The following is a 21,364-nucleotide window of genomic DNA, read 5'->3' on the forward strand; positions in this document are numbered from 1 at the left end:
CAATTCACAGATGAACAAAAACTTCAGTCGCTTTCGCCTGCGTAGCGTTGCCGCGGTGGTTGTCAGTGCGCTCGCAGCCACTGCAGCCTGGGCCGTCGAGCCTTTCACGGTGCGCGACATTCGCGTCGAAGGCCTGCAACGCGTCGAAGCCGGTACGATCTTCGCATCGCTGCCGCTGCGCGTGGGCGATACCTACAGCGACGAGCGCGGTTCGGCCGCGATCCGTGCGCTGTTCGACCTGGGGTTGTTCAAGGACGTGCGCATCGACGTGAACGGCAATGTGCTGGTGGTCATCGTCGAAGAGCGCCCGACCATCGCCGACGTCGATTTCGTCGGCACCAAGGAATTCGACAAGGCCGCGTTGCAGAAGGCGCTGCGTGAAGTCGGCCTGACCGATGGCCGTCCTTACGACAAGGCGCTGGCCGACCGCGCCGAACAAGAGCTCAAGCGCCAGTACGTGAGCCGCAGCCTGTACAACGCGCAGGTCGTGACCACGGTCACGCCGATCGAGCGCAACCGCGTCAACCTGACGTTCACGGTCACCGAAGGCGAGTCGGCCCGCATCCGCGAAGTGCACGTGGTCGGCAACAAGGCCTTCAGCGAATCGACCCTGCTGAGCCTGTTCGACCAGGACAGCGGCGGCTTCATGAGCTGGTACACCAAGTCGAACCAGTATTCGCGCGCCAAGCTCAACGCCGACCTCGAAACGCTGCGCTCGTACTACATCACCCGCGGCTACCTCGAATTCCGCATCGATTCGACCCAGGTCGCCATCTCGCCGGACCGCAAGGACCTGACGGTGACGGTGAACATCACCGAAGGCGAGAAGTTCGTGGTGTCGAGCGTCAAGCTCGACGGCAACTACCTCGGCCGCGACGACGAGTTCAAGTCGCTCATCACCATCAAGCCCGGCGAGGCCTACAACGGCGACCAGGTCACCGAGACCACCAAGGCCTTCAACGACTACTTCGGCACATTCGGCTACGCCTTCGCTCGCGTGCAGGCGCGTCCGGAGATCGACCGTGTCAACAACCGCGTGGCACTCACGCTGCAAGCCGAACCTGCACGCCGCGTGTACGTGCGCAAGGTTTCGGTCGGCGGCAACAACAAGACCCGCGACGAAGTCATTCGCCGCGAGTTCCGCCAGTTCGAAGCCTCCTGGTACGACGGCGACAAGATCAAGCTGTCGCGCGACCGCGTGGACCGCTTGGGCTTCTTCACCGAAGTGAACGTCGATACGCAGGAAGTCCCCGGCTCGCCCGACCAGGTCGACCTGACTGTCAACGTGACCGAAAAGCCAACGGGCAGCCTGCAGCTGGGCGCCGGCTACTCGAGCGCTGAAAAGGTCGCGCTGACCTTCGGTATCTCGCAGGAAAACGTGTTCGGCTCGGGCAACTTCCTGGGCGTGCAGGTCAACACCAGCAAGTACAACCGCACGCTGTCGCTGACCACCACCGACCCGTATTTCACGCAGGACGGCATCTCGCGCACGATCAGCCTGTACCACACCACCACGCGCCCTTATTCCTCGTCGATCGACGGCGACTACAAGCTGGTGAACCAGGGCGGCTCGATCCGCTTTGGTGTGCCGTTCAGCGAAATCGACACGGTGTTCTTCGGCATCGGCCTCGAGCGCTATGCGTTCGATGCGAACAGCGCGACCGCGTTCTCCGGCCTGACCACGCCACCTTCGTACCTGCGGTACTTCCAGTGCCAGAAGGACCCGACCGGCATCCTGGTGATCGGATGCGACCAGAAGAGCGTCTGGGGCGTTCCGTTGAGCATCGGCTGGGGCCGCGACAACCGCGACAGCGCGTTGATTCCGACCACTGGCCGCCTGCAACGCGCCAACCTCGAAGTGGGTGCGGCCGGCGACATGAAGTACGTCAAGACGAACTACCAGTACCAGCAGTTCTTCGCGATCAACAAGCAGTACACCTTCTCGATCAACGGCGAAGTCGGCTATGCCAAGGCGCTGGGTGGCAAGGTCTACCCGATCTTCAAGAACTTCTACGCGGGTGGCCTGGGCTCGATCCGTGGCTTCGAGCAGAACTCGCTGGGTCCGCGCGACGTGCCGCTGTTCGGCCAGACCGAAGGCGCGGCCATCGGCGGTACGAAGAAGGCGATTTTCAACGCCGAGCTGAGCACGCCGTTCCCGGGAGCCGGCAACGACCGCACGCTGCGGCTGTACGGCTTCTTCGACGTCGGCAACGTCTTTGGTTCGCGCTCGGCCGGTTCGACCGACGAGCAATGGAAGGCTGAGAAGAAGCTGCGCGCATCGGTCGGCCTGGGCGTCAGCTGGATCTCGCCGCTGGGCCCGCTGCGCCTGGCCTATGCCTTCCCCATCAAGTCCCAGAAGGAAGTGACAGACCCGAGCACCGGGTTCATCACCATCCCCAAGGATAGAATCCAGCGCCTCCAATTCCAGATCGGAACGTCTTTCTAAATGAAGCATTTGATTCGCGCCGCGGCCGGCGCGTTGTTGATTCCCGCAGCGCTGTTCGTTGCTGCGCCCGCCCAGGCGCAAGCACAGGAAACCTTTCGCATCGGTTTCGTGAATCCGGACCGCGTGCTGCGCGAGGCACAACCGGCCAAGGCCGCCCAGGCCAAGCTCGAAGCCGAGTTCCTGAAGCGCGAAAAAGACCTGACCGGCCAGGGCGATGCACTGAAGGCCGCGTCCGAGAAGTTCGAGCGCGAAGCGCCGACCTTGTCGGAAAGCCAGCGCGTCACTCGCCAGCGTGCGCTGGTCGACCAAGACCGCGACTTCCAACGCAAGCGCCGTGAGTTCCAGGAAGACCTGAACGCGCGCAAGAACGAAGAGCTGCAGCAGGTCTACGAGCGAGCCAACCGCGTGGTCAAGCAGGTGGCCGAAGCTGAAAAGTACGATGCCATCCTCCAGGAAGCCATCTACATCAACCCGAAGCACGACATCACCGACAAGGTGATCAAGGCGCTGAACGCGTCGGTCAGCTCTTCTGCGCCTGCGGCTGGCAAGTAACGCCGGGAGCCGGCGTGTCATTGCAGCTTGGAGCCATCGTTGACGCCCTGGGGGGCGAGCTTCATGGCGATAGGGCGCTGTCCATCGCGCGGCTTGCGCCGCTGCAGAACGCACAGCCCGATGCGCTCAGTTTCCTGAGCCATCCCAAATACCAGCAGGAGCTCGCGGCCTCGAAGGCCGCCTGTGTCATCGTGTCGCCCGCCATGCGCGAAGCGGCCGAGGCCCGCGGGGCGTTCATCGTCACGCCCGATCCTTATTTCTACTTTGCCCGCCTGACACAGCTCTGGAAGGCGCACCACGCGCGTCCGGATGCAGACCTGGTGCACCCGAGCGCGGTGATCCATCCCGAGGCACACGTCGACCCGACGGCGCGCATCGGCGCGCTGTGCGTGGTGGAGCGGGGCGCACGCATCGGCGCGGGCACCGTGCTGAAGTCGCGTGTAACGGTCAGCGAAGACTGCACCCTTGGCGAGCGCTGCCTGCTGCACCCCGGCGTGGTCATCGGCGCGGACGGCTTCGGCTTGGCGCTGCACGAAGGGCAGTGGGTCAAGATCGAGCAACTGGGCGCGGTGCGCATCGGCAACGACGTCGAAATCGGTGCCAACACCTGCATCGACCGCGGCGCGCTCGACGACACCGTCATCGAAGACGGCGTGAAGCTCGACAACCTGATCCAGATCGGCCACAACGTGCGTGTCGGCAAGAACACCGCCATGGCGGGGTGCGTCGGCGTGGCCGGCAGCGCCACCATCGGCGCCAACTGCACTTTCGGTGGCGGTGCCATCGTGCTGGGCCATCTGACGGTGGCCGACGGCGTGCACGTGTCCGCCGCCACGACGGTTACCCGTTCGATCCACAAGGCCGGGCAGTACACCGGCATGTTTCCCATCGATGACAATGTGAACTGGGAAAAAAATGCGGCAACGCTCAAGCAGTTGCACAGCCTGCGCGAACGACTGAAGGCGCTGGAGAAGGCTCCCTCGAAAAAATGACGACGATGCAGGAACAGAACATCATGACAAAGCCAGCGATAGCGCTCGATATCCACCAAATCCTCAAGCTGCTGCCCCACCGCTACCCGTTCCTGCTGGTGGACCGCGTGCTCGACATGGAAAAGGGCAAGCGCATCACGGCGCTGAAGAACGTGACCATGAACGAGCCGTTCTTCAACGGCCACTTCCCGCACCGTCCGGTGATGCCGGGCGTGCTGATGCTCGAGGCAATGGCCCAGGCCGCTGCCTTGCTGTCGTTCCATTCGCTGGACATCGTGCCCGACGACAACACGGTCTACTACTTCGCCGCCATCGATGGCGCGCGTTTCAAGCGGCCTGTGGAACCCGGCGACCAGCTGACGCTCGAAGTTGAGATCGAACGCATGAAAGCGGGCATCTCGAAATTCAAGGGCCGGGCCCTGGTTGGCAGCGAACTCGCTTGCGAAGCGACGCTGATGTGCGCGATGCGCCAGATCAACTGATCCGGCCGCACTCACCACAAGGCATGACCCAGGTTCATTCGACAGCACTCGTCGACCCCCAGGCCGAACTCGACGCCTCGGTGTCGGTCGGCCCCTACACCGTGATCGGCCCGCATGTGCGGGTGGGCGCGGGCACCACCATCGGCGCGCACTGCGTGATCGAAGGGCGCACGACCATCGGGCGCGACAACCGAATCTTCCAGTTCTCGTCGCTGGGTGCCATTCCCCAGGACAAGAAGTACGCCGGCGAGCCGACCGAACTGGTCATCGGCGACCGCAACGTGATCCGCGAGTTCTGCACCTTCAACCTCGGCGTGCCGGGGGCGGGTGGTGTGACGCGCGTGGGTAACGACAACTGGATCATGGCGTACACGCACATCGCGCACGACTGCCATGTCGACAACCACACCACGCTGGCCAACAACACCACGCTGGCCGGCCATGTGCACCTGGCCGACTGGGTGACGGTGGGCGGGCTCACCGGCATCCACCAGTTCGTCTCGGTCGGCGCGCATGCCATGGTCGGTTTCGCCAGCGCGGTGTCGCAGGACGTGCCCCCCTTCATGCTCGTCGACGGCAACCCGCTCGCGGTGCGCGGCTTCAACGTGGTCGGCCTGCGCCGTCGCGATTTCTCGGCGCAGCGGCTCGCGGCTGTGAAGCAGATGCACCGCCTGCTGTACCGCCAGGGCAAGACGCTGGACGAAGCGCGCGCCGGCATTGCCGCGCTCGCAACCGACATGCCCGAAGCCGCTGGCGACATTGCGCTGATGGACGCTTTCCTCGCCAGTTCGACGCGCGGCATCGCGCGTTGACGTGACGGCGATGCAGCAAGACGGACAGCGGCGGTTCGCGCTGGTCGCGGGCGAAGCGTCCGGCGACCTGCTCGCCGGGCTGCTGCTCGATGGGCTTCAGGCCCGCTGGCCCGGACTCGAAACCGTGGGCATCGGCGGCCCGCGCATGCTGGCCCATGGTCTGCAGAGCTGGTGGCCGCAAGAAAAACTTGCCGTGCGCGGCTACGTCGAGGTGCTGCGGCACTACGCCGAGATCGCCGGCATCCGCCGCCAGCTCAAGGCGCGGCTGCTGCGCGAATGGCCGGAGTTGTTCATCGGCGTCGACGCGCCCGATTTCAATCTCGATCTCGAAGCCGGCCTGCGCAGCCGTGGCATGAAGACGGTGCATTTCATTTGCCCGTCGGTCTGGGCATGGCGGCCGGAGCGCATCGAAAAAGTCCGTGCCGCGGCCGACCATGTGCTGTGCATCTTTCCGTTCGAACCGGCGTTGCTGGCCGAGCACGGCGTGGCGGGCAGCTATGTGGGCCATCCGCTGGCCAACGTGATTCCGATGACGCCCGACCGCGCCGGCGCACGCGCCGCAATCGGCCTGGCGCCCGATGCCCAGGTCGTCGCCTTGCTGCCCGGCAGCCGCCGCTCCGAAGTGCGCTACCTGGCCGCGCGCTTCTTCGCGGCTGCCGCGCTCATGCACAAGCAGCGCCCCGGCATCCAGTTCGTCGCACCCCTCATTCCGAGCCTGCGCGTCGAAGTCGAAGCGCTGCTGCAAGCCAGCGGCATGGCTGGCCAGGTGAAATTGCTCGATGGCCAGTCGCACACCGCCTTGGCCGCCTGCGACGCCACGCTGATCGCCAGCGGCACGGCCACGCTCGAGGCCGCGCTGTTCAAGCGGCCGATGGTCATCGCCTACAACATGAACGCGCTGTCGTGGCGCCTCATGCAGCGCAAGCAACTGCAGCCCTGGGTGGGGCTGCCGAACATTTTGTGCCGCGACTTCGTGGTGCCCGAGCTGTTGCAGGAAGCCGCATCGCCCGAGGCGCTGGCCCAGGCCACGCTGGCCTGGCTCGATGCCCCCGAGAAGACGCTGGCCCTGCAACAAAGATTTTCAGAGCTGCATGTGCAATTGCAGCGCGATACGCCGACACTTTGCGCCGATGCGATCCAGAAAGTTCTTGAAGGCTGAGCAGGCCCCGCTGGTGTGGGACGCGCCCGGCTTGATGGCGGGCGTCGACGAGGCCGGCCGCGGGCCGCTGGCCGGCCCCGTGGTCGCCGCTGCCGTCATTCTTGATGATCTGCGGCCGATTCGCGGGCTGGCCGACTCCAAGACCCTGACCGCCCTGCAGCGCGAGCGCCTGCACGACCAGATCCTGGCCAAGGCGCTGTGCTGCTCCATCGCGCAGGCGACGGTCGAAGAAATCGACACCCACAACATCTTGCAGGCCACCATGCTCGCGATGCGGCGCGCGGTCGAAGGCTTGCGGCTGAAGCCCGTGAAGGTGCTGGTCGACGGCAACCGCCTGCCCACGCTCGACGTGCTGGCCGAGGCCATCGTCAAGGGCGATGCGCGGGTCAAGGCGATTTCCGCCGCGTCGATCCTGGCCAAGGTGCACCGCGACCGGCTCTGCGAGCAGCTGCACACCGAATTTCCGCACTACGGCTTTGCCGGCCACAAGGGCTACGGCACGCCGGAACACCTGGAGGCGCTGCAGCGCCATGGCGCCTGCGTGCATCACCGCCGGTCTTTCAGCCCGGTGGCGGCGGCGCTGGCGCGCACCGGTGGCGTGCTGAATGTGATGCTGCCCGTGCAGGTCGTGGACGGCATGAATGGCGTGAGCGGCGTGAACGGCGTGACTGCGGACATGGTGGTCGGCGTCGCCGAGCCCGTACGGCTCGACCTGCGCGCGGCGCCCTGAACATTCTCTTTCGATGACCTCCGACACCGGCGCGAGCCACATCAGCTCGCGCGACAACCCCTTGCTCAAGGATCTGCGCAAGCTCGCGCAGGACCCGGGCGCCTACCGCAAGCTGGGCCGGATCTGGCTCGAGGGCGACCACCTCTGCCGCGCCGCGCTGGCGCGGGGCGTCAAGCCTGCGGTGGCCGTGTTTTCGGAGTCTTTCTGGCCGGGCGCGCCGGCCGAGTGGTCGAAGAGTGCCGCCAAGACCGTGGTGGTGAGCGACGACCTGCTGCGCGGCGTCAGCGGACTCGAGTCGCCTGCGCCCATGGGTTTCGTGCTCGACCTGCCATCGCGCCCCGAGCTGATTCCCGACGCCCCGAGCGTCGTGCTCGACCGCCTGCAGGACGCCGGCAATGCCGGCTCCATCCTGCGCAGCGCCGCGGCTTTCGGCTTCACCCAGGTGATCGCGCTCAAGGGCACGGCCGCGCTGTGGGCGCCCAAGGTGCTGCGCGCGGGCATGGGCGCCCATTTCGGGCTGCGGCTGATCGAAGGCGTGGACGCGGAGGCGCTCGATGCGCTGCAGGTGCCGCTGGTCGCGACCAGTTCGCACCGTGGCGAGTGGCTGCACAAGGCCGAGTTGCCGTACCCCTGCGCCTGGCTGATGGGCCACGAAGGGCAGGGGGTTTCGGCCGCGCTGGAGGCCCGGGCGACGCGCCACATCCGCATTGCGCAGCCGGGCGGCGAAGAGTCGCTCAACGTGGCCGCCGCCGCGGCCATCTGCTTGCATTCAAGCGGGGCGGCTCGCCAGGCATAGGCCCACGCGGCAGGCCCGCCAACGGCCAGATTGCCGCGGCGCGCTCCGTGCCGATGCCTTTCACGCATGAACACGTAACGTTCAGCCCCCTTGCGGCAGGAGGGTGACGCGGCCGAGCTACAATCGGGGGCTTACTCGCAATAGCGTCGCCCGGCCGCCTTCAACGCCAAAATCCCCTTAAGCAGCAGTCCGCAGGCAACGCGCCTGGGGCTCCGGGCGACCGTAACCATTCGGAGAACCCAGTGCTTTTGTCTCTCAAGGGAAGTTTCCCGCCCGCCATCCTGGCGCTCGCAGACGGCACGGTCTTTCAAGGCAATTCGATCGGAGCCGCCGGCTCCACGACCGGCGAGGTGGTGTTCAACACCGCCATGTCCGGTTACCAGGAAATCCTCACCGACCCGAGCTACTGCCAGCAGATCGTCACCCTGACGTATCCGCACATCGGCAACTACGGCGTCAACGGGGAAGACATCGAAGCCGACAAGATCCATGCCGCGGGCCTGATCATCAAGGACCTGCCCCTCGTCGCCTCCAATTTCCGCAAGACCGCCACGCTGAGCGAGTACCTCGTGTCGGGCAACACGGTGGCCATCGCCAACATCGACACCCGCAAGCTCACGCGACACCTGCGCACCCACGGCGCGCAGAACGGTTGCATCCTGGGCCTGGCGCAGGGCGAGACCGTGACGCAGGCGTTGATCGACAAGGCCATCGCCGCCGCCAAGGCCGCGCCGAGCATGTCCGGCCTCGACCTGGCCAAGGTGGTGTCGGTCAAGCAGACCTACGAATGGACCGAAACCGAGTGGAAGCTCGGCGCGGGCTACGGCGTGCAGATCACGCCTCGGTTCCACGTGGTGGCCTTCGACTACGGCGTCAAGAAGAACATCCTGCGCATGATCGCCCAGCGCGGCGCGCGCATCACGGTGGTGCCGGCGCAGACGCCCGCGGCCGACGTGCTCAAGCTGAAGCCCGACGGCATCTTCCTGGCCAACGGCCCCGGCGACCCGGAGCCCTGCGACTACGCCATCAGCGCGGTCAAGGAACTGATCGAGACCGGCATTCCCACCTTCGGCATCTGCCTGGGCCACCAGATCATGGCGCTGGCCTCGGGCGCGAAGACCTTCAAGATGAAGTTCGGCCACCACGGCGCGAACCATCCGGTGAAAGACCTCGACAACGGCCGCGTGAGCATCACCAGCCAGAACCACGGCTTCGCTGTCGACGAGAAGTCGCTGCCGGCCAACCTGCGTCCCACCCACATTAGCCTGTTCGACAACACGCTGCAGGGCCTGGCGCGCACCGACAAGCCCGCGTTCTGCTTCCAGGGCCACCCGGAAGCCTCACCGGGGCCGCACGACATCGGCTACCTGTTCGATCGCTTCACGGCACTCATGGAAAAGAACAAGACGGAAAAGACGGAGAACAAGAATGCCTAAGCGCACAGACCTCAAATCGATCCTCATCATCGGCGCCGGCCCGATCATCATCGGCCAGGCCTGCGAGTTCGACTACTCCGGTGTGCAAGCCTGCAAGGCGCTGCGCGAAGAGGGCTACAAGGTCATCCTGATCAACAGCAACCCCGCGACGATCATGACCGACCCGGCCACGGCCGACGTCACCTACATCGAGCCCATCACCTGGCAGACGGTCGAGAAGATCATCGCCAAGGAACGCCCCGACGCCATCCTCCCAACCATGGGTGGCCAGACCGCGCTGAACTGCGCGCTCGACCTGTGGCGCAACGGCGTGCTCGACAAGTACACGGGCGCGTCCACCAACAAGCCGGTCGAGCTCATCGGCGCCACGCCCGAAGCCATCGACAAGGCCGAGGACCGCCTGAAGTTCAAGGACGCGATGACCAAGATCGGTCTCGGTTCGGCCCGCTCGGGCATCGCGCACACCATGGACGAAGCCTGGGCCGTGCAGAAGACGCTCGGTTTCCCGACCGTGATCCGCCCCAGCTTCACGCTCGGCGGCACCGGCGGCGGCATCGCCTACAACCCCGACGAGTTCGAGACCATCTGCAAGCGCGGCATCGAAGCCTCTCCCACCAACGAGCTGCTGATCGAAGAATCGCTGCTCGGCTGGAAAGAGTACGAGATGGAAGTGGTGCGCGACAAGGCCGACAACTGCATCATCGTCTGCTCCATCGAAAACCTCGACCCGATGGGCGTGCACACCGGCGACTCGATCACCGTGGCTCCCGCGCAGACGCTGAGCGACAAGGAATACCAGATCTTGCGCAACGCCTCGCTGGCCGTCCTGCGTGAAATCGGCGTGGACACCGGTGGCTCGAACGTGCAGTTCTCCATCAACCCGAAGGACGGCCGCATGGTCGTCATCGAGATGAACCCGCGCGTGTCGCGTTCGTCGGCACTGGCCTCCAAGGCCACCGGCTTCCCGATCGCCAAGGTCGCGGCCAAGCTGGCCGTGGGCTACACGCTCGACGAGCTGCGCAACGAAATCACGGGCGGCGCCACGCCCGCGTCGTTCGAGCCGTCGATCGACTACGTGGTCACCAAGATCCCGCGTTTCGCCTTCGAGAAGTTCCCGCAGGCCGACTCGCGTCTCACCACGCAGATGAAGTCGGTGGGCGAGGTGATGGCCATGGGCCGCACCTTCCAGGAATCGTTCCAGAAGGCCCTGCGCGGCCTCGAAGTGGGCGTGGACGGCCTGAACGAAAAGACGCAGGACCGCGAAGTGCTCGAAAAGGAACTGGGCGAGCCCGGCCCCGAGCGCATCTGGTACGTGGGCGATGCCTTCGCCATGGGCCTGAGCGTCGACGAAGTGTTCGCGCTGACCAAGATCGACCCGTGGTTCCTCGTGCAGATCGAAGAAATCGTGAAGATCGAGCTCGAGCTGGAAACCAAGTCGCTGGACGACATCGACAAGGACACGCTGCTCGCGCTGAAGAAGAAGGGCTTCTCCGACCGCCGCCTCGCGCGCCAGCTGAAGACCACCGACACGGCCATCCGCGAGAAGCGCCGCGCCCTGGGCGTGCGCCCGGTCTACAAGCGCGTGGACACCTGCGCGGCCGAGTTCGCGACCAACACGGCCTACATGTACTCGACCTATGAAGACGAGTGCGAAGCCGACCCGACGGACAAGAAGAAGATCATGGTGCTCGGCGGCGGTCCCAACCGCATCGGCCAGGGCATCGAGTTCGACTACTGCTGCGTGCACGCAGCGCTCGCCATGCGCGAGGACGGCTACGAGACCATCATGGTCAACTGCAACCCCGAGACCGTGTCGACCGACTACGACACCTCGGACCGCCTGTACTTCGAGCCGCTCACGCTCGAAGACGTGCTCGAAATCGTCGACAAGGAAAAGCCGCTCGGCGTGATCGTGCAGTACGGCGGCCAGACGCCGCTGAAGCTCGCACTCGACCTCGAAGCGAACGGCGTGCCGATCATCGGCACCTCGCCCGACATGATCGACGCGGCCGAAGACCGTGAGCGCTTCCAGAAGCTGCTGCACGAGCTGGGCCTGCGCCAGCCGCCGAACGCCACCGCGCGCACCGAACCCGAAGCGCTCGAAAAGGCCGCGGCACTGGGCTACCCGCTGGTGGTGCGCCCGAGCTACGTGCTCGGCGGCCGCGCGATGGAAATCGTGCATGAGCAGCGCGACCTCGAGCGCTACATGCGCGAGGCCGTCAAGGTGAGCAACGACTCGCCGGTGCTGCTCGACCGCTTCCTGAACGACGCGGTCGAGTGCGACGTCGACTGCATCCGCGATGCCGAAGGCGGCACGCTGATTGGCGGCGTGATGGAACACATCGAACAGGCCGGCGTGCACTCGGGCGACTCCGCCTGCTCGCTGCCGCCCTACAGCCTGAATGCCGACACCATCGCCGAGCTGAAGCGCCAGAGCGCCGCCATGGCCAAGGCGCTGAACGTGGTCGGCCTGATGAACGTGCAGTTCGCCATCCAGCAGAAGGACGGCAAGGACGTCATCTACGTGCTCGAAGTGAACCCGCGTGCATCGCGCACCGTGCCCTATGTGAGCAAGGCCACCGGCATCCAGCTAGCCAAGGTGGCGGCACGCTGCATGGCCGGCCAGTCGCTGGCGTCGCAGGGCGTGACGAAGGAAGTCACGCCGCCGTACTTCAGCGTGAAGGAAGCCGTGTTCCCGTTCGTCAAGTTCCCGGGCGTGGACACCATCCTCGGCCCCGAGATGAAGTCGACCGGCGAAGTGATGGGCGTGGGCAAGACCTTCGGCGAAGCCTTCGTGAAGTCGCAACTGGGTGCGGGCACGCTGCTGCCGAAGTCGGGCAAGGTCTTCATCTCGGTGAAGAACAACGACAAGGCGCGTGCGGTGGAAGTGGCTCGCGGCCTGGTGAAGCTCGGCTTCGTGCTGACCGCCACCAAGGGCACGGCGGCCGCGATCAGCGCCGCCGGCATCGAGTGCGCGACCGTGAACAAGGTGACCGAAGGCCGCCCGCACATCGTGGACATGATCAAGAACAACGAGATTGCCTTGGTCATCAACACGGTGGAAGAGCGCCGCAACGCCATCAACGATTCGCGGCAGATCCGCACGTCGGCGCTGCTGGCGCGCGTGACCACGTTCACCACCATCTTCGGCGCCGAAGCGGCGGTCGAAGGCATGGGCTTCATGGACGAGCTCGGCGTGATCTCGGTGCAGGAAATGCACGCGCAGCTGGAAGCGGCCGCGGCCTGAGCGCCCTCATGGAAACGCAGCTCGTCGAACTCGGCCTGACGGATTGGGCCGCGGCCACGCCGAACGAGGCGTGGATCGCGGAGCTCGAAGCGGGCAAGGTGCTGTACTTTCCACGCCTGGGCTTCGAGCTGCTGCCTGAAGAGCGCAGCCTGCTCACGCCCAGCCTTCTGTCGCCCGACGTGCGCAACATCAGCCTCGATGCCAACGGCAAGCTCAAGGGCGCCGTGGGCGACGAGGCGGTGCAGCGCGCGACGGCGGCGATGGTGGGGCGCTTTCGGGCGCAGGCGCAGCAGCTCATCCACGGGCTGCTGCCGCACTACACGCCGGCCTTGCGGCTGGCCCCTACCAGCTACCGGCCGGCGCAGGTCGAGACGCGCGTGCAGTCGTGGCGCGCGGACGACCGGCGCTTGCACGTCGATGCATTCCCATCGCGGCCCAACTACGGCGAACGCATCCTGCGTGTGTTCACGAATGTGAACCCGGAAGGCGCGCCACGCGTGTGGCGCGTGGGTGAGCCTTTCGAGGACATCGCCAAGCGCTTTCTGCCGCGCGCCAAGCCTTACGTGCGCTGGCAAGCCAAGCTGCTGCGCGCACTGCGCGTGACCAAATCGTTCCGCAGCGAGTACGACCACCTGATGCTGCAGCTGCACGACGGCATGAAGTCGGACATGGCGTACCAGGAAAACTCTCCACAGGAAACCGCGAAATTCCCTCCGGGTTCGGTGTGGGTGTGCTTCTCGGACCAGACCTCGCACGCCGTCATGGCGGGGCAGTACATGCTCGAGCAGACGCTTCATCTGGCTGCATCGAAGCAATACAATCCCGACTCGAGCCCGCTCGCGATCCTGAGCCGGCTGACCGGACGCACGCTCGTCTGATCCTGTCCCTCACTCGACCGCCGAACGGCAGCGTTCGGCGGTTTCGCTTTATGGAGAAACAACAACATGGCAACCGTACCTGTCACCAAGCGCGGCGCTGAAAAACTGCGCGCCGAACTGCACCAGCTCAAGACGGTGGAGCGCCCCTGGGTCATCAATGCAATTTCCGAAGCACGCGCGCAGGGCGACCTGAGCGAGAACGCCGAGTACGAGGTTGCCAAGGACCGCCAGGGATTCATCGAAGGCCGCATCCAGGAAGTCGAAGGCAAGCTGTCGGCCGCGCAGATCATCGACCCGAGCGAGCTCGATGCCGGCGGCAAGGTGGTGTTCGGCTCGACCGTCGAACTCGAGGAAGAAGAGTCGGGCGAGGCGGTGAAGTACCAGATCGTCGGCGAAGACGAAGCCGACCTGAAGCTCGGCCTGATCAACATTTCCAGCCCCATCGCGCGTGCGCTCATTGGCAAGGAAGAGGGCGACACCGCCGAAGTGCAGGCGCCCGGCGGCCTGAAGCGCTACGAAATCGTGGCCGTCCGCTACATCTGATCCGCTCGATGAAGGACCGTATCGCGCTGATGCTGGCTGCCTTCTGGTGGGGCAGCCTCACCACGATCGGCTTTCTGGTGGTGCCGATGCTGTTCGCCAGGCTCGGCAACCCATCGGTGGCCGGCAACTTTGCCGGCCAGCTGTTCGAGGCGCAGAGCTGGATCGCGATTGCCTGCGGGCTGATCCTGCTGATCCACTACCGGACCAAGGCGGACGAACGCATGGACGGGCCGGTCATGACGTCGATGTTCCTGATCCTGGCCGCGCTGCTGCTGGCGCTGCTTCAGCAATACGCCGTGGCGCCGCGCATCCTGGCGCGCGACAACCTCAAGCTGTGGCATGCCGTGGGAAGCGGCATGTACCTGGTGCAGTGGATTTGCGCCGGCGTGCTGCTGTGGCGCATGGGCTCGCGCAAGCCCGCCTGAACGACAGAGGCGGCAGCTGCCGCCTCTACCCTCACTCTTTCCAGTATTTGGCGACCCACGTCGCCGGCCGGATGAACCGGAAGGCGCGGTTGCGGCGACCCGCCAGCGCGTCCGGCGGGTTGCACTCGCCATGGAACACCATGATGCGTGCGCCCTCGGGCACGAAGGGCTCTTCCCAGTAGTTGGTCGGCCAGGTGGGAATGCCGTGGTACTTGAAACTGGGGCACCAGCCGTCGGGCCAGTAAGCGAGCTTGCCTTGCTGGTGGAGCACGTCCGACAGGTAGGCCTGCTCGTTGCGATACTCCGCCTGCACCTTGTCCATGTTGGCGCGAAAGTACGCCAGCACGTCGGCATGCGCGCCCAGCTCGAAGCGGTAGACCGACGAATTGCCGGTGATCCGGCCACGGCGCCAGGGGCGCGCGTAGTCGTGAATGATCAGGAACTCGCCGGGCTGCTCGAAGAAGGCGTCCAGGCTGCCCACGACCACCACATCGAGGTCGAGGAAGAGGGCGGTGCCCCGCAGGCCGTGCAGGTCCTGCTCGAAGGTGGTGAGCTTCTTCCAGGCGCCGTCGCGCTGGCCGGGGGCCAGTTGCAGGTTCAGCGGTGGAATGGGAAGGCAGGTCACCTCGGGGTGGATGCCGTTGCCGTCGTCCGTCAGGCACACGAACTTGAAGTCGCCGCGGAGGTTGCGGCGCACCATCGCGTAGAGCCGGTTGACGTATTCGGGGCCGTATTTCGTGCCCCACTTCATGCAGAGGATATGGCGCTGGGCGCCTTGCACTGCCGCCAAGCTCAGTCTGCCTGGTTGCGCTTCTTGGCCGACAGCGGCCGCTTGGCCTTGGCGCGCTTGATGGTGCCGCCGGGGGTCAGGCGCTGGTTGCCGAGCACACGCAAGGTCTTGATTTCGGGGCGCTGGCCGCCGCGCTTGCTGTACTTGACGATCTTGACGTCGCGCGGGCCGGGCATGCGGTCTTCATCGACCACGCGTTCCTTCTCGGGCTTCGGGCGCCACAGCACCAGCAGCTTGCCGATGTGCTGGATGGGGGCGGCGTCGAGTTCGTCAGCCAGTTCGCGCAGCATGGCGTCGCGGGCGAGGCGGTCGTCGGAGAAAACGCGGACCTTGATCAGGCCATGGGCCTTCAGCGCCGCGTCGGCTTCTTTTTTTACGGCAGGGGTGAGCCCGTCTCCACCGACCATGACGATCGGATCCAGGTGGTGAGCTTCGGCGCGGTGCACCTTGCGCTCGGCAGGGGTAAGTTGAATGGCGGGCATCCCCGTATTATCGACGCGTACACGAAGACCCTCATGAGCACCAAAGCCAAAAGCAAAAAAGTCAATAAAGCGTGGCTTCACGACCATATCAACGACCCCTACGTGAAACTCGCCACGCGAGAGGGATACCGGGCGCGCGCCGCCTACAAATTGAAGGAAATCGACGAGTCGCTCGGTCTCGTCAAACCGGGGCAGCTCGTGGTGGACCTCGGCTCCACCCCCGGCGCCTGGAGCCAGTACCTGCGCCGGCGCATGTCGCCCGACGGCGCGGCCGCCGGGGCGCTGAACGGCACCATCGTCGCGCTGGACATGCTGGCCATGGAGCCCATCGAGGGCGTGACCTTCCTGCAGGGCGATTTCCGGGAAGATGCGCTTCTGCAACAGTTGCTCGGCGTGCTGGCGGGGCGCAAGGCCGATTTGGTGGTTTCGGACATGGCGCCCAATCTGTCGGGCATTCATTCGGCCGATGCGGCGCGGGTGGCCCACCTGATCGAACTGGCCATCGACTTCGCGCAGCACCACCTGAAGCCTGAAGGGGCGCTGGTGGCCAAGCTGTTCCACGGCAGCGGGTACGACGACCTGGTGAAGCTCTTCAAGGCGAATTTCCGCACCGTGAAGCCCTTCAAGCCCAAGGCGTCGCGGGACAAATCGTCCGAGACCTTCCTCGTCGGAATGGGCTTGAAGGCCCAGGATACGCATTGATACCTTGCCGAATCAGGCGTCCAAAGGGTGCGCCCGGGGCGCAAACCCCTGTCATCCTATGGCTGCATTAGGGAAATGCCCGCTTTTCGCAGCTTGAAAAGCCTAAAATGGGGCGCAATTGCGTACCCATAGCGCGTTTTTTCATATCCTCGTCACGCGCTTTCGACTGGAGCTTCGTTTGAACAATCAGTGGTTTTCCAAAGTTGCCGTATGGCTCGTCATTGCCATGGTGTTGTTCACTGTGTTCAAGCAGTTCGACACCCGCGGTGGCGTCGGCTCTGGCGCAGTCAGCTACTCCGAGTTTCTGGACCAGGTCCGCAACAACCAGGTCAAGAGCGCCGTCATTCCTGAAGGCGCCGGTGGCGGCGAGATCGTTGCCGTTACCAACGACGACCGCAAGATCCGCACGACCGCCACGGTGCTCGACCGCGGCCTCGTGGGCGACCTGATCGACCACAACGTCAAGTTCGACGTCAAGCCGCGCGAAGAGGGCTCGCTCCTCATGACGCTGCTGGTCAGCTGGGGCCCGATGCTGCTGTTGATCGGCGTCTGGATCTACTTCATGCGCCAGATGCAGGGCGGCGGCAAGGGCGGGGCGTTCAGCTTCGGCAAGAGCAAGGCCCGCATGATGGACGAGAACAACAACACGGTCACCTTCGCCGACGTCGCAGGCTGCGACGAGGCCAAGGAAGAAGTCCGTGAAGTGGTCGACTTCCTGAAGGACCCGCAGCGCTTCCAGAAGCTCGGTGGCCGCATTCCTCGTGGTCTGCTGCTGGTCGGCCCTCCCGGCACCGGCAAGACCTTGCTGGCCAAGTCGATCGCCGGCGAAGCCAAGGTTCCCTTCTTCTCGATCTCGGGTTCCGACTTCGTTGAAATGTTCGTCGGCGTGGGCGCTGCCCGCGTTCGCGACATGTTCGAGAACGCCAAGAAAAACGCACCCTGCATCATCTTCATCGACGAAATCGATGCAGTGGGTCGCCAGCGCGGCGCCGGCCTCGGCGGCGGCAACGACGAGCGCGAACAAACGCTCAACCAGATGCTGGTCGAGATGGACGGCTTCGAAACCAACCTCGGCGTGATCGTGGTGGCTGCCACCAACCGCCCGGACATCCTGGACGCCGCACTGCTGCGCCCGGGTCGTTTCGACCGCCAGGTCTACGTCACGCTGCCCGACATTCGTGGCCGCGAACAGATTCTCGGCGTGCACATGCGCAAGGTCCCGCTGGGCCAGGACGTGAATCCGAGCGTCATCGCTCGCGGCACGCCCGGCATGTCCGGCGCCGACCTGGCCAACCTGTGCAACGAAGCCGCCCTGATGGCTGCGCGCCGCAATGCGCGCGTCGTTGAAATGCAGGACTTCGAAAAGGCCAAGGACAAGATCTTCATGGGCCCCGAGCGCAAGAGCATGGTCATGCCCGAGGAAGAGCGCCGCAACACGGCCTACCACGAGTCCGGCCACGCCCTCATCGGCAAGCTGCTCCCCAAGTGCGATCCGGTGCACAAGGTAACGATCATTCCGCGTGGCCGCGCCCTGGGCGTGACCATGAGCCTGCCGTCGCAAGACCGCTACAGCTACGACCGCGAGTACATGCTCAATCAGATCAGCATGCTGTTCGGTGGCCGCATCGCTGAAGAAGTGTTCATGCACCAGATGACCACCGGCGCCAGCAACGACTTCGAGCGCGCGACCTCCATCGCGCGCGACATGGTCACCCGCTACGGCATGACCGATGCGCTGGGCCCGATGGTCTACGCCGAGAACGAAGGCGAAGTGTTCCTGGGCCGCTCGGTCACCAAGACGACCAACATGAGCGAGCAGACCATGGAAAAGGTCGACTCCGAAGTGCGCCGCATCATCGACGAGCAGTACGCCCTGGCGCGCGGCCTGATCGAAGAGAACAGCGACAAGATGCACGCCATGGCCAAGGCGCTGCTCGAATGGGAAACCATCGACAGCGAACAGCTCGACGACATCATGGCCGGCCGCGCACCGCGCCCGCCCAAGGACTGGACGCCGCGCATTCCGCCCTCGGGCAGCGGTGGCAGCGGCGGCACGCCGGCGGTCAATCCCGACCCGGCGCCGACCGCAGCCTGAGGTGGGTTTGCAAGCAAGCGACAACGGGGCCTCTGGCCCCGTTTTTCATGGCGAGCCGCCCGCCGCCGCGCCGGTGTGGCAAACCTCGCGCTTTCGCATCGACCTGTCCTTGCCACGGGTGATGGGCATCGTCAACGTCACGCCCGATTCCTTTTCCGACGGCGGCGCCCACGCCTCCACCGGCACCGCGCTGCGGCACTGCGAGCAGTTGCTGAAGGAGGGCGCCGACATCCTCGACATCGGCGGTGAATCGACGCGCCCCGGCAGCCCGGCGGTGTCGCTCGACGACGAACTCGCGCGCGTGCTGCCCGTGGTTCGCGAGGCGGTGAAGCTGAACGTGCCGGTCTCCGTCGACACCTACAAGCCCGAGGTTATGCGCGCGGTGCTCGACCTGGGCGCGGACATCGTCAACGACATCTGGGCGCTGCGCCAACCGGGCGCGCGCGAGGCCGTGGCGGCGCACCCTTCGTGCGGCATCTGCATGATGCACATGCACCGCGATCCGCAGACCATGCAGGCCGTGCCGATGGCCGGCGATGTGATTCCCGAGGTGCTGTCCTTCCTGCACGCGCAATCGCAACTGCTGCGTGCTCTGGGCGTGGACGCGTCGCGCATCACGCTCGACCCGGGCGTGGGCTTCGGCAAGACCGTGGCGCAGAATTTCGCCTTGCTCGCGCGCCAGCGCGAACTGCTCGCGGGCGGTTTGCCGCTGCTGTTGGGCTGGTCGCGCAAGTCGTCCATCGGCGCGGTCACGGGCATCGAGTTGGCCGGTGAGCGCATCGTGCCCAGCATGGCCGCGGCGCTGCTGGCCGTGGACCGCGGCGCGGCTGTGGTGCGCGTGCACGACGTGCGCGACACGGTTGCCGCCATCGCCGTATGGCGCGCCATGAAGGCGCAAGAACCACAACAAACAAAAAACGAGATCGGACAACCATGACCCGCAAATATTTCGGCACCGACGGCATCCGTGGCACGGTCGGCCAGGCCCCCATCACCCCCGACTTCGTGCTGCGCCTGGCGCATGCCGTGGGCCGCGTGCTGAAGAAAACCCAGGCCCGCCCGACGGTGCTGATCGGCAAGGACACCCGCATTTCCGGCTACATGCTGGAGTCGGCGCTCGAATCGGGCTTCAACTCGGCCGGCGTCGACGTGGTGCTGCTCGGGCCGCTGCCCACGCCCGGCGTGGCGTACCTCACGCGGGCCCAACGCGCCAGCCTCGGCGTGGTGATCAGCGCGAGCCACAACGCCTACCCCGACAACGGCATCAAGTTCTTCAGCGCGCAGGGCACCAAGCTCGACGACGCCTGGGAACTGGCGGTGGAAGCCGCGCTGGAAGAAGCCCCGGTGTGGGCCGACTCCGCCGCCCTGGGCAAGGCCCGCCGCCTCAACGACGCGGCCGGCCGCTATATCGAGTTCTGCAAGAGCACCTTCGCCAACGACCTCACGCTGCGCGGCATGAAGCTGGTGGTCGATGCGGCGCACGGCGCGGCTTACCAGGTGGCGCCCAACGTGTTCCACGAGCTGGGCGCGGAAGTGACCAGCATCGGCGTGTCGCCGGACGGCCTGAACATCAACAAGGGCGTGGGCGCCACGCACCCGCAGGCGCTGGTGAGCGCGGTGACGGCGCAGCAGGCCGACTACGGCATCGCCCTCGACGGCGACGCCGACCGCCTGCAGCTGGTCGACGCCAGCGGCCGCCTGTTCAACGGCGACGAGCTGCTGTACCTCATGGTGGCCGAGCGCATCGCGCGCGGCGAGAAGCCGGTCGGCGTGGTCGGCACGCTGATGACCAACAAGGCCGTCGAGGTCGCGCTGCGCAAGCAGGGCATCGAGTTCGTGCGCGCCAAGGTGGGCGACCGCTACGTGCTCGAAGAGCTCGACAAGCGCGGCTGGATCCTGGGGGGCGAGGGCTCCGGCCACCTGCTGGCCCTCGACCGCCACACCACGGGCGACGGCATCGTCAGCGCGCTGCAGGTGCTGCAGGCCTGCGTGCGCAGCGGCAAGACCGTGGCGCAGCTGCTCGACGGCGTCACGCTGTTCCCGCAGACGCTCATCAACGTGCGCCTCGCGCCCGAGCAGAACTGGAAGGACAACCAGGCCCTTGCCAGCGAAACCGAGCGCATCGAGGCCGAGCTGGGCGACGCGGGCCGCGTGCTCATCCGCGCGAGCGGCACCGAGCCGCTGGTGCGCGTGATGGTCGAGGCGCGCGATGCGGCCCAGGCCGAATCGAGCGCGAAGCGGCTGGCGGCCACGCTCGAACCGGCGAAGTGATGTGGTGATGCCGATCAACGTCCGTCTCGTCGACTACCGCGACGCGGCGCAAGCCACCGCCCTGGTCGGCCTGCTCGATGCCTATGCCAGCGACCCTGCCGGCGGCGGCACGCCGCTCGATGCGGTGGTTCGCCAGGGGCTCCCCGCCGCGCTGGCGGCGCGCCCGCAGGCTTTCAGCGTGCTGGCCTATGACGGCGAACACGCGGTGGGCCTGGTCAACTGCATCGAGGGGTTCTCGACCTTCGCCTGCAAGCCGCTGGTGAACGTCCACGACGTGGTGGTGCTGGCCAGCCACCGCGGCCAGCGCGTGGCGCAGCAGATGTTCGCGCTGGTGGAGCAGGAGGCGCGCCGCCGGGGCGCCTGCAAGCTCACGCTCGAGGTGCTGTCGGGCAACGCGCCCGCGTTGCGCGCGTACGAGCGCGAGGGGTTCGCGGGCTACCAGCTCGACCCGGCCTTCGGCCACGCTGTCTTCCTGCAAAAGAAGCTCTGACAAAGAAAAAGGGCCGCGGCGTTTTGAACGCCGTCG

The 21,364-nt window shown here is 65.8% G+C and carries 20 protein-coding genes; 18 read left to right on the plus strand and 2 right to left on the minus strand.

Annotation, left to right across the window (positions count from 1 at the left end):
• Nucleotides 1-10 precede the first annotated feature (10 nt).
• The 13 genes from bamA to AB6807_RS04295 all read left to right on the plus strand — a co-directional run bounded on the left by bamA (nt 11) and on the right by AB6807_RS04295 (nt 14,498).
• Entirely contained in the window at nt 11-2,446 is a 2,436-nt protein-coding gene (gene bamA, locus AB6807_RS04235; RefSeq protein ID WP_116908920.1) for an outer membrane protein assembly factor BamA, read from the plus strand.
• Nucleotides 2,447-2,998, plus strand: a complete 552-nt coding sequence (locus tag AB6807_RS04240) for an OmpH family outer membrane protein (RefSeq protein WP_116908921.1) — start codon at nt 2,447-2,449, stop codon at nt 2,996-2,998. It begins immediately after the preceding gene.
• Between the two features lie 14 nt (nt 2,999-3,012).
• Complete coding sequence (gene lpxD / locus AB6807_RS04245; protein ID WP_371083614.1) at nt 3,013-3,990, plus strand: UDP-3-O-(3-hydroxymyristoyl)glucosamine N-acyltransferase; 978 nt, start codon at nt 3,013-3,015, stop codon at nt 3,988-3,990.
• A complete protein-coding gene (gene fabZ, locus AB6807_RS04250) occupies nt 3,987-4,472 on the plus strand; it encodes a 3-hydroxyacyl-ACP dehydratase FabZ (protein WP_177206549.1) in 486 nt (161 codons plus the stop codon). Before lpxD ends, fabZ begins: the two co-directional genes overlap by 4 nt.
• A 23-nt stretch (nt 4,473-4,495) precedes the next feature.
• Nucleotides 4,496-5,284 (plus strand): acyl-ACP--UDP-N-acetylglucosamine O-acyltransferase, encoded by a 789-nt coding sequence (gene lpxA, locus AB6807_RS04255; RefSeq protein ID WP_371083615.1) that lies wholly within the window; start codon nt 4,496-4,498, stop codon nt 5,282-5,284.
• Between the two features lie 10 nt (nt 5,285-5,294).
• On the plus strand, nt 5,295-6,443 hold the full coding sequence (gene lpxB / locus AB6807_RS04260; RefSeq protein ID WP_371083616.1) for a lipid-A-disaccharide synthase: 1,149 nt from the start codon (nt 5,295-5,297) through the stop codon (nt 6,441-6,443).
• Entirely contained in the window at nt 6,415-7,173 is a 759-nt protein-coding gene (gene rnhB, locus AB6807_RS04265) for a ribonuclease HII (protein WP_371083617.1), read from the plus strand. Before lpxB ends, rnhB begins: the two co-directional genes overlap by 29 nt.
• A gap of 13 nt (nt 7,174-7,186) precedes the next feature.
• Nucleotides 7,187-7,969 carry a TrmH family RNA methyltransferase gene (locus AB6807_RS04270; protein WP_371083618.1) on the plus strand — a complete coding sequence of 261 codons (783 nt, stop codon included), beginning with the start codon at nt 7,187-7,189 and terminating at the stop codon, nt 7,967-7,969.
• Between the two features lie 242 nt (nt 7,970-8,211).
• Entirely contained in the window at nt 8,212-9,405 is a 1,194-nt protein-coding gene (carA, locus tag AB6807_RS04275; RefSeq protein ID WP_371083619.1) for a glutamine-hydrolyzing carbamoyl-phosphate synthase small subunit, read from the plus strand.
• Nucleotides 9,398-12,652: a carbamoyl-phosphate synthase large subunit gene (gene carB, locus AB6807_RS04280; protein WP_116908926.1), complete on the plus strand. Its 3,255-nt coding sequence runs from the start codon at nt 9,398-9,400 to the stop codon at nt 12,650-12,652. The genes carA and carB overlap by 8 nt, the downstream gene beginning before the upstream one ends.
• An 8-nt stretch (nt 12,653-12,660) precedes the next feature.
• Entirely contained in the window at nt 12,661-13,530 is an 870-nt protein-coding gene (locus AB6807_RS04285) for a Kdo hydroxylase family protein (protein WP_371083620.1), read from the plus strand.
• Nucleotides 13,531-13,596: 66 nt separating this feature from the next.
• Complete coding sequence (greA, locus tag AB6807_RS04290; protein WP_116908928.1) at nt 13,597-14,073, plus strand: transcription elongation factor GreA; 477 nt, start codon at nt 13,597-13,599, stop codon at nt 14,071-14,073.
• Between the two features lie 8 nt (nt 14,074-14,081).
• A complete protein-coding gene (locus AB6807_RS04295) occupies nt 14,082-14,498 on the plus strand; it encodes a DUF4149 domain-containing protein (RefSeq protein ID WP_371083621.1) in 417 nt (138 codons plus the stop codon).
• Between the two features lie 31 nt (nt 14,499-14,529).
• Here AB6807_RS04295 and AB6807_RS04300 read toward each other — a convergent pair whose 3' ends face one another.
• Together AB6807_RS04300 and AB6807_RS04305 are read right to left on the minus strand one after the other, a co-directional pair.
• Entirely contained in the window at nt 14,530-15,288 is a 759-nt protein-coding gene (locus AB6807_RS04300) for a glycosyltransferase (protein ID WP_116908930.1), read from the minus strand.
• Nucleotides 15,289-15,290: 2 nt separating this feature from the next.
• On the minus strand, nt 15,291-15,770 hold the full coding sequence (locus AB6807_RS04305; RefSeq protein ID WP_116908931.1) for a YhbY family RNA-binding protein: 480 nt from the start codon (nt 15,768-15,770) through the stop codon (nt 15,291-15,293).
• A gap of 33 nt (nt 15,771-15,803) precedes the next feature.
• Here AB6807_RS04305 and AB6807_RS04310 point away from each other — a divergent pair, with 33 nt between their 5' ends.
• From AB6807_RS04310 to AB6807_RS04330, 5 genes are all read left to right on the plus strand, one after another.
• Nucleotides 15,804-16,472 carry an RlmE family RNA methyltransferase gene (locus AB6807_RS04310; protein WP_371083622.1) on the plus strand — a complete coding sequence of 223 codons (669 nt, stop codon included), beginning with the start codon at nt 15,804-15,806 and terminating at the stop codon, nt 16,470-16,472.
• A gap of 178 nt (nt 16,473-16,650) precedes the next feature.
• Nucleotides 16,651-18,567: an ATP-dependent zinc metalloprotease FtsH gene (gene ftsH, locus AB6807_RS04315; RefSeq protein WP_116908933.1), complete on the plus strand. Its 1,917-nt coding sequence runs from the start codon at nt 16,651-16,653 to the stop codon at nt 18,565-18,567.
• Nucleotides 18,568-18,688: 121 nt separating this feature from the next.
• On the plus strand, nt 18,689-19,504 hold the full coding sequence (gene folP / locus AB6807_RS04320) for a dihydropteroate synthase (protein WP_371084147.1): 816 nt from the start codon (nt 18,689-18,691) through the stop codon (nt 19,502-19,504).
• A complete protein-coding gene (gene glmM, locus AB6807_RS04325) occupies nt 19,501-20,838 on the plus strand; it encodes a phosphoglucosamine mutase (RefSeq protein WP_371083623.1) in 1,338 nt (445 codons plus the stop codon). Before folP ends, glmM begins: the two co-directional genes overlap by 4 nt.
• A gap of 7 nt (nt 20,839-20,845) precedes the next feature.
• Nucleotides 20,846-21,328 (plus strand): GNAT family N-acetyltransferase, encoded by a 483-nt coding sequence (locus tag AB6807_RS04330; protein WP_371083624.1) that lies wholly within the window; start codon nt 20,846-20,848, stop codon nt 21,326-21,328.
• Nucleotides 21,329-21,364 lie beyond the last annotated feature (36 nt).

The sequence above is a fragment of the Variovorax sp. RCC_210 genome, assembly GCF_041355175.1.
Taxonomy (GTDB): domain Bacteria; phylum Pseudomonadota; class Gammaproteobacteria; order Burkholderiales; family Burkholderiaceae_C; genus Variovorax.

Coding starts and splice junctions, on each gene's coding strand:
- folP (WP_371084147.1), top strand. CDS start 18,689: ATGGGCATCGTCAACGTCACGCCCGATTCCTTTTCCGACGGCGGCGCC.
- greA (WP_116908928.1), top strand. CDS start 13,597: ATGGCAACCGTACCTGTCACCAAGCGCGGCGCTGAAAAACTGCGCGCC.
- AB6807_RS04305 (WP_116908931.1), bottom strand. CDS start 15,770: ATGCCCGCCATTCAACTTACCCCTGCCGAGCGCAAGGTGCACCGCGCC.
- AB6807_RS04240 (WP_116908921.1), top strand. CDS start 2,447: ATGAAGCATTTGATTCGCGCCGCGGCCGGCGCGTTGTTGATTCCCGCA.
- AB6807_RS04330 (WP_371083624.1), top strand. CDS start 20,846: ATGCCGATCAACGTCCGTCTCGTCGACTACCGCGACGCGGCGCAAGCC.
- lpxB (WP_371083616.1), top strand. CDS start 5,295: ATGCAGCAAGACGGACAGCGGCGGTTCGCGCTGGTCGCGGGCGAAGCG.
- fabZ (WP_177206549.1), top strand. CDS start 3,987: ATGACGACGATGCAGGAACAGAACATCATGACAAAGCCAGCGATAGCG.
- bamA (WP_116908920.1), top strand. CDS start 11: ATGAACAAAAACTTCAGTCGCTTTCGCCTGCGTAGCGTTGCCGCGGTG.
- carB (WP_116908926.1), top strand. CDS start 9,398: ATGCCTAAGCGCACAGACCTCAAATCGATCCTCATCATCGGCGCCGGC.
- glmM (WP_371083623.1), top strand. CDS start 19,501: ATGACCCGCAAATATTTCGGCACCGACGGCATCCGTGGCACGGTCGGC.
- rnhB (WP_371083617.1), top strand. CDS start 6,415: ATGCGATCCAGAAAGTTCTTGAAGGCTGAGCAGGCCCCGCTGGTGTGG.
- AB6807_RS04270 (WP_371083618.1), top strand. CDS start 7,187: ATGACCTCCGACACCGGCGCGAGCCACATCAGCTCGCGCGACAACCCC.
- AB6807_RS04310 (WP_371083622.1), top strand. CDS start 15,804: ATGAGCACCAAAGCCAAAAGCAAAAAAGTCAATAAAGCGTGGCTTCAC.
- AB6807_RS04295 (WP_371083621.1), top strand. CDS start 14,082: ATGAAGGACCGTATCGCGCTGATGCTGGCTGCCTTCTGGTGGGGCAGC.
- AB6807_RS04285 (WP_371083620.1), top strand. CDS start 12,661: ATGGAAACGCAGCTCGTCGAACTCGGCCTGACGGATTGGGCCGCGGCC.
- lpxA (WP_371083615.1), top strand. CDS start 4,496: ATGACCCAGGTTCATTCGACAGCACTCGTCGACCCCCAGGCCGAACTC.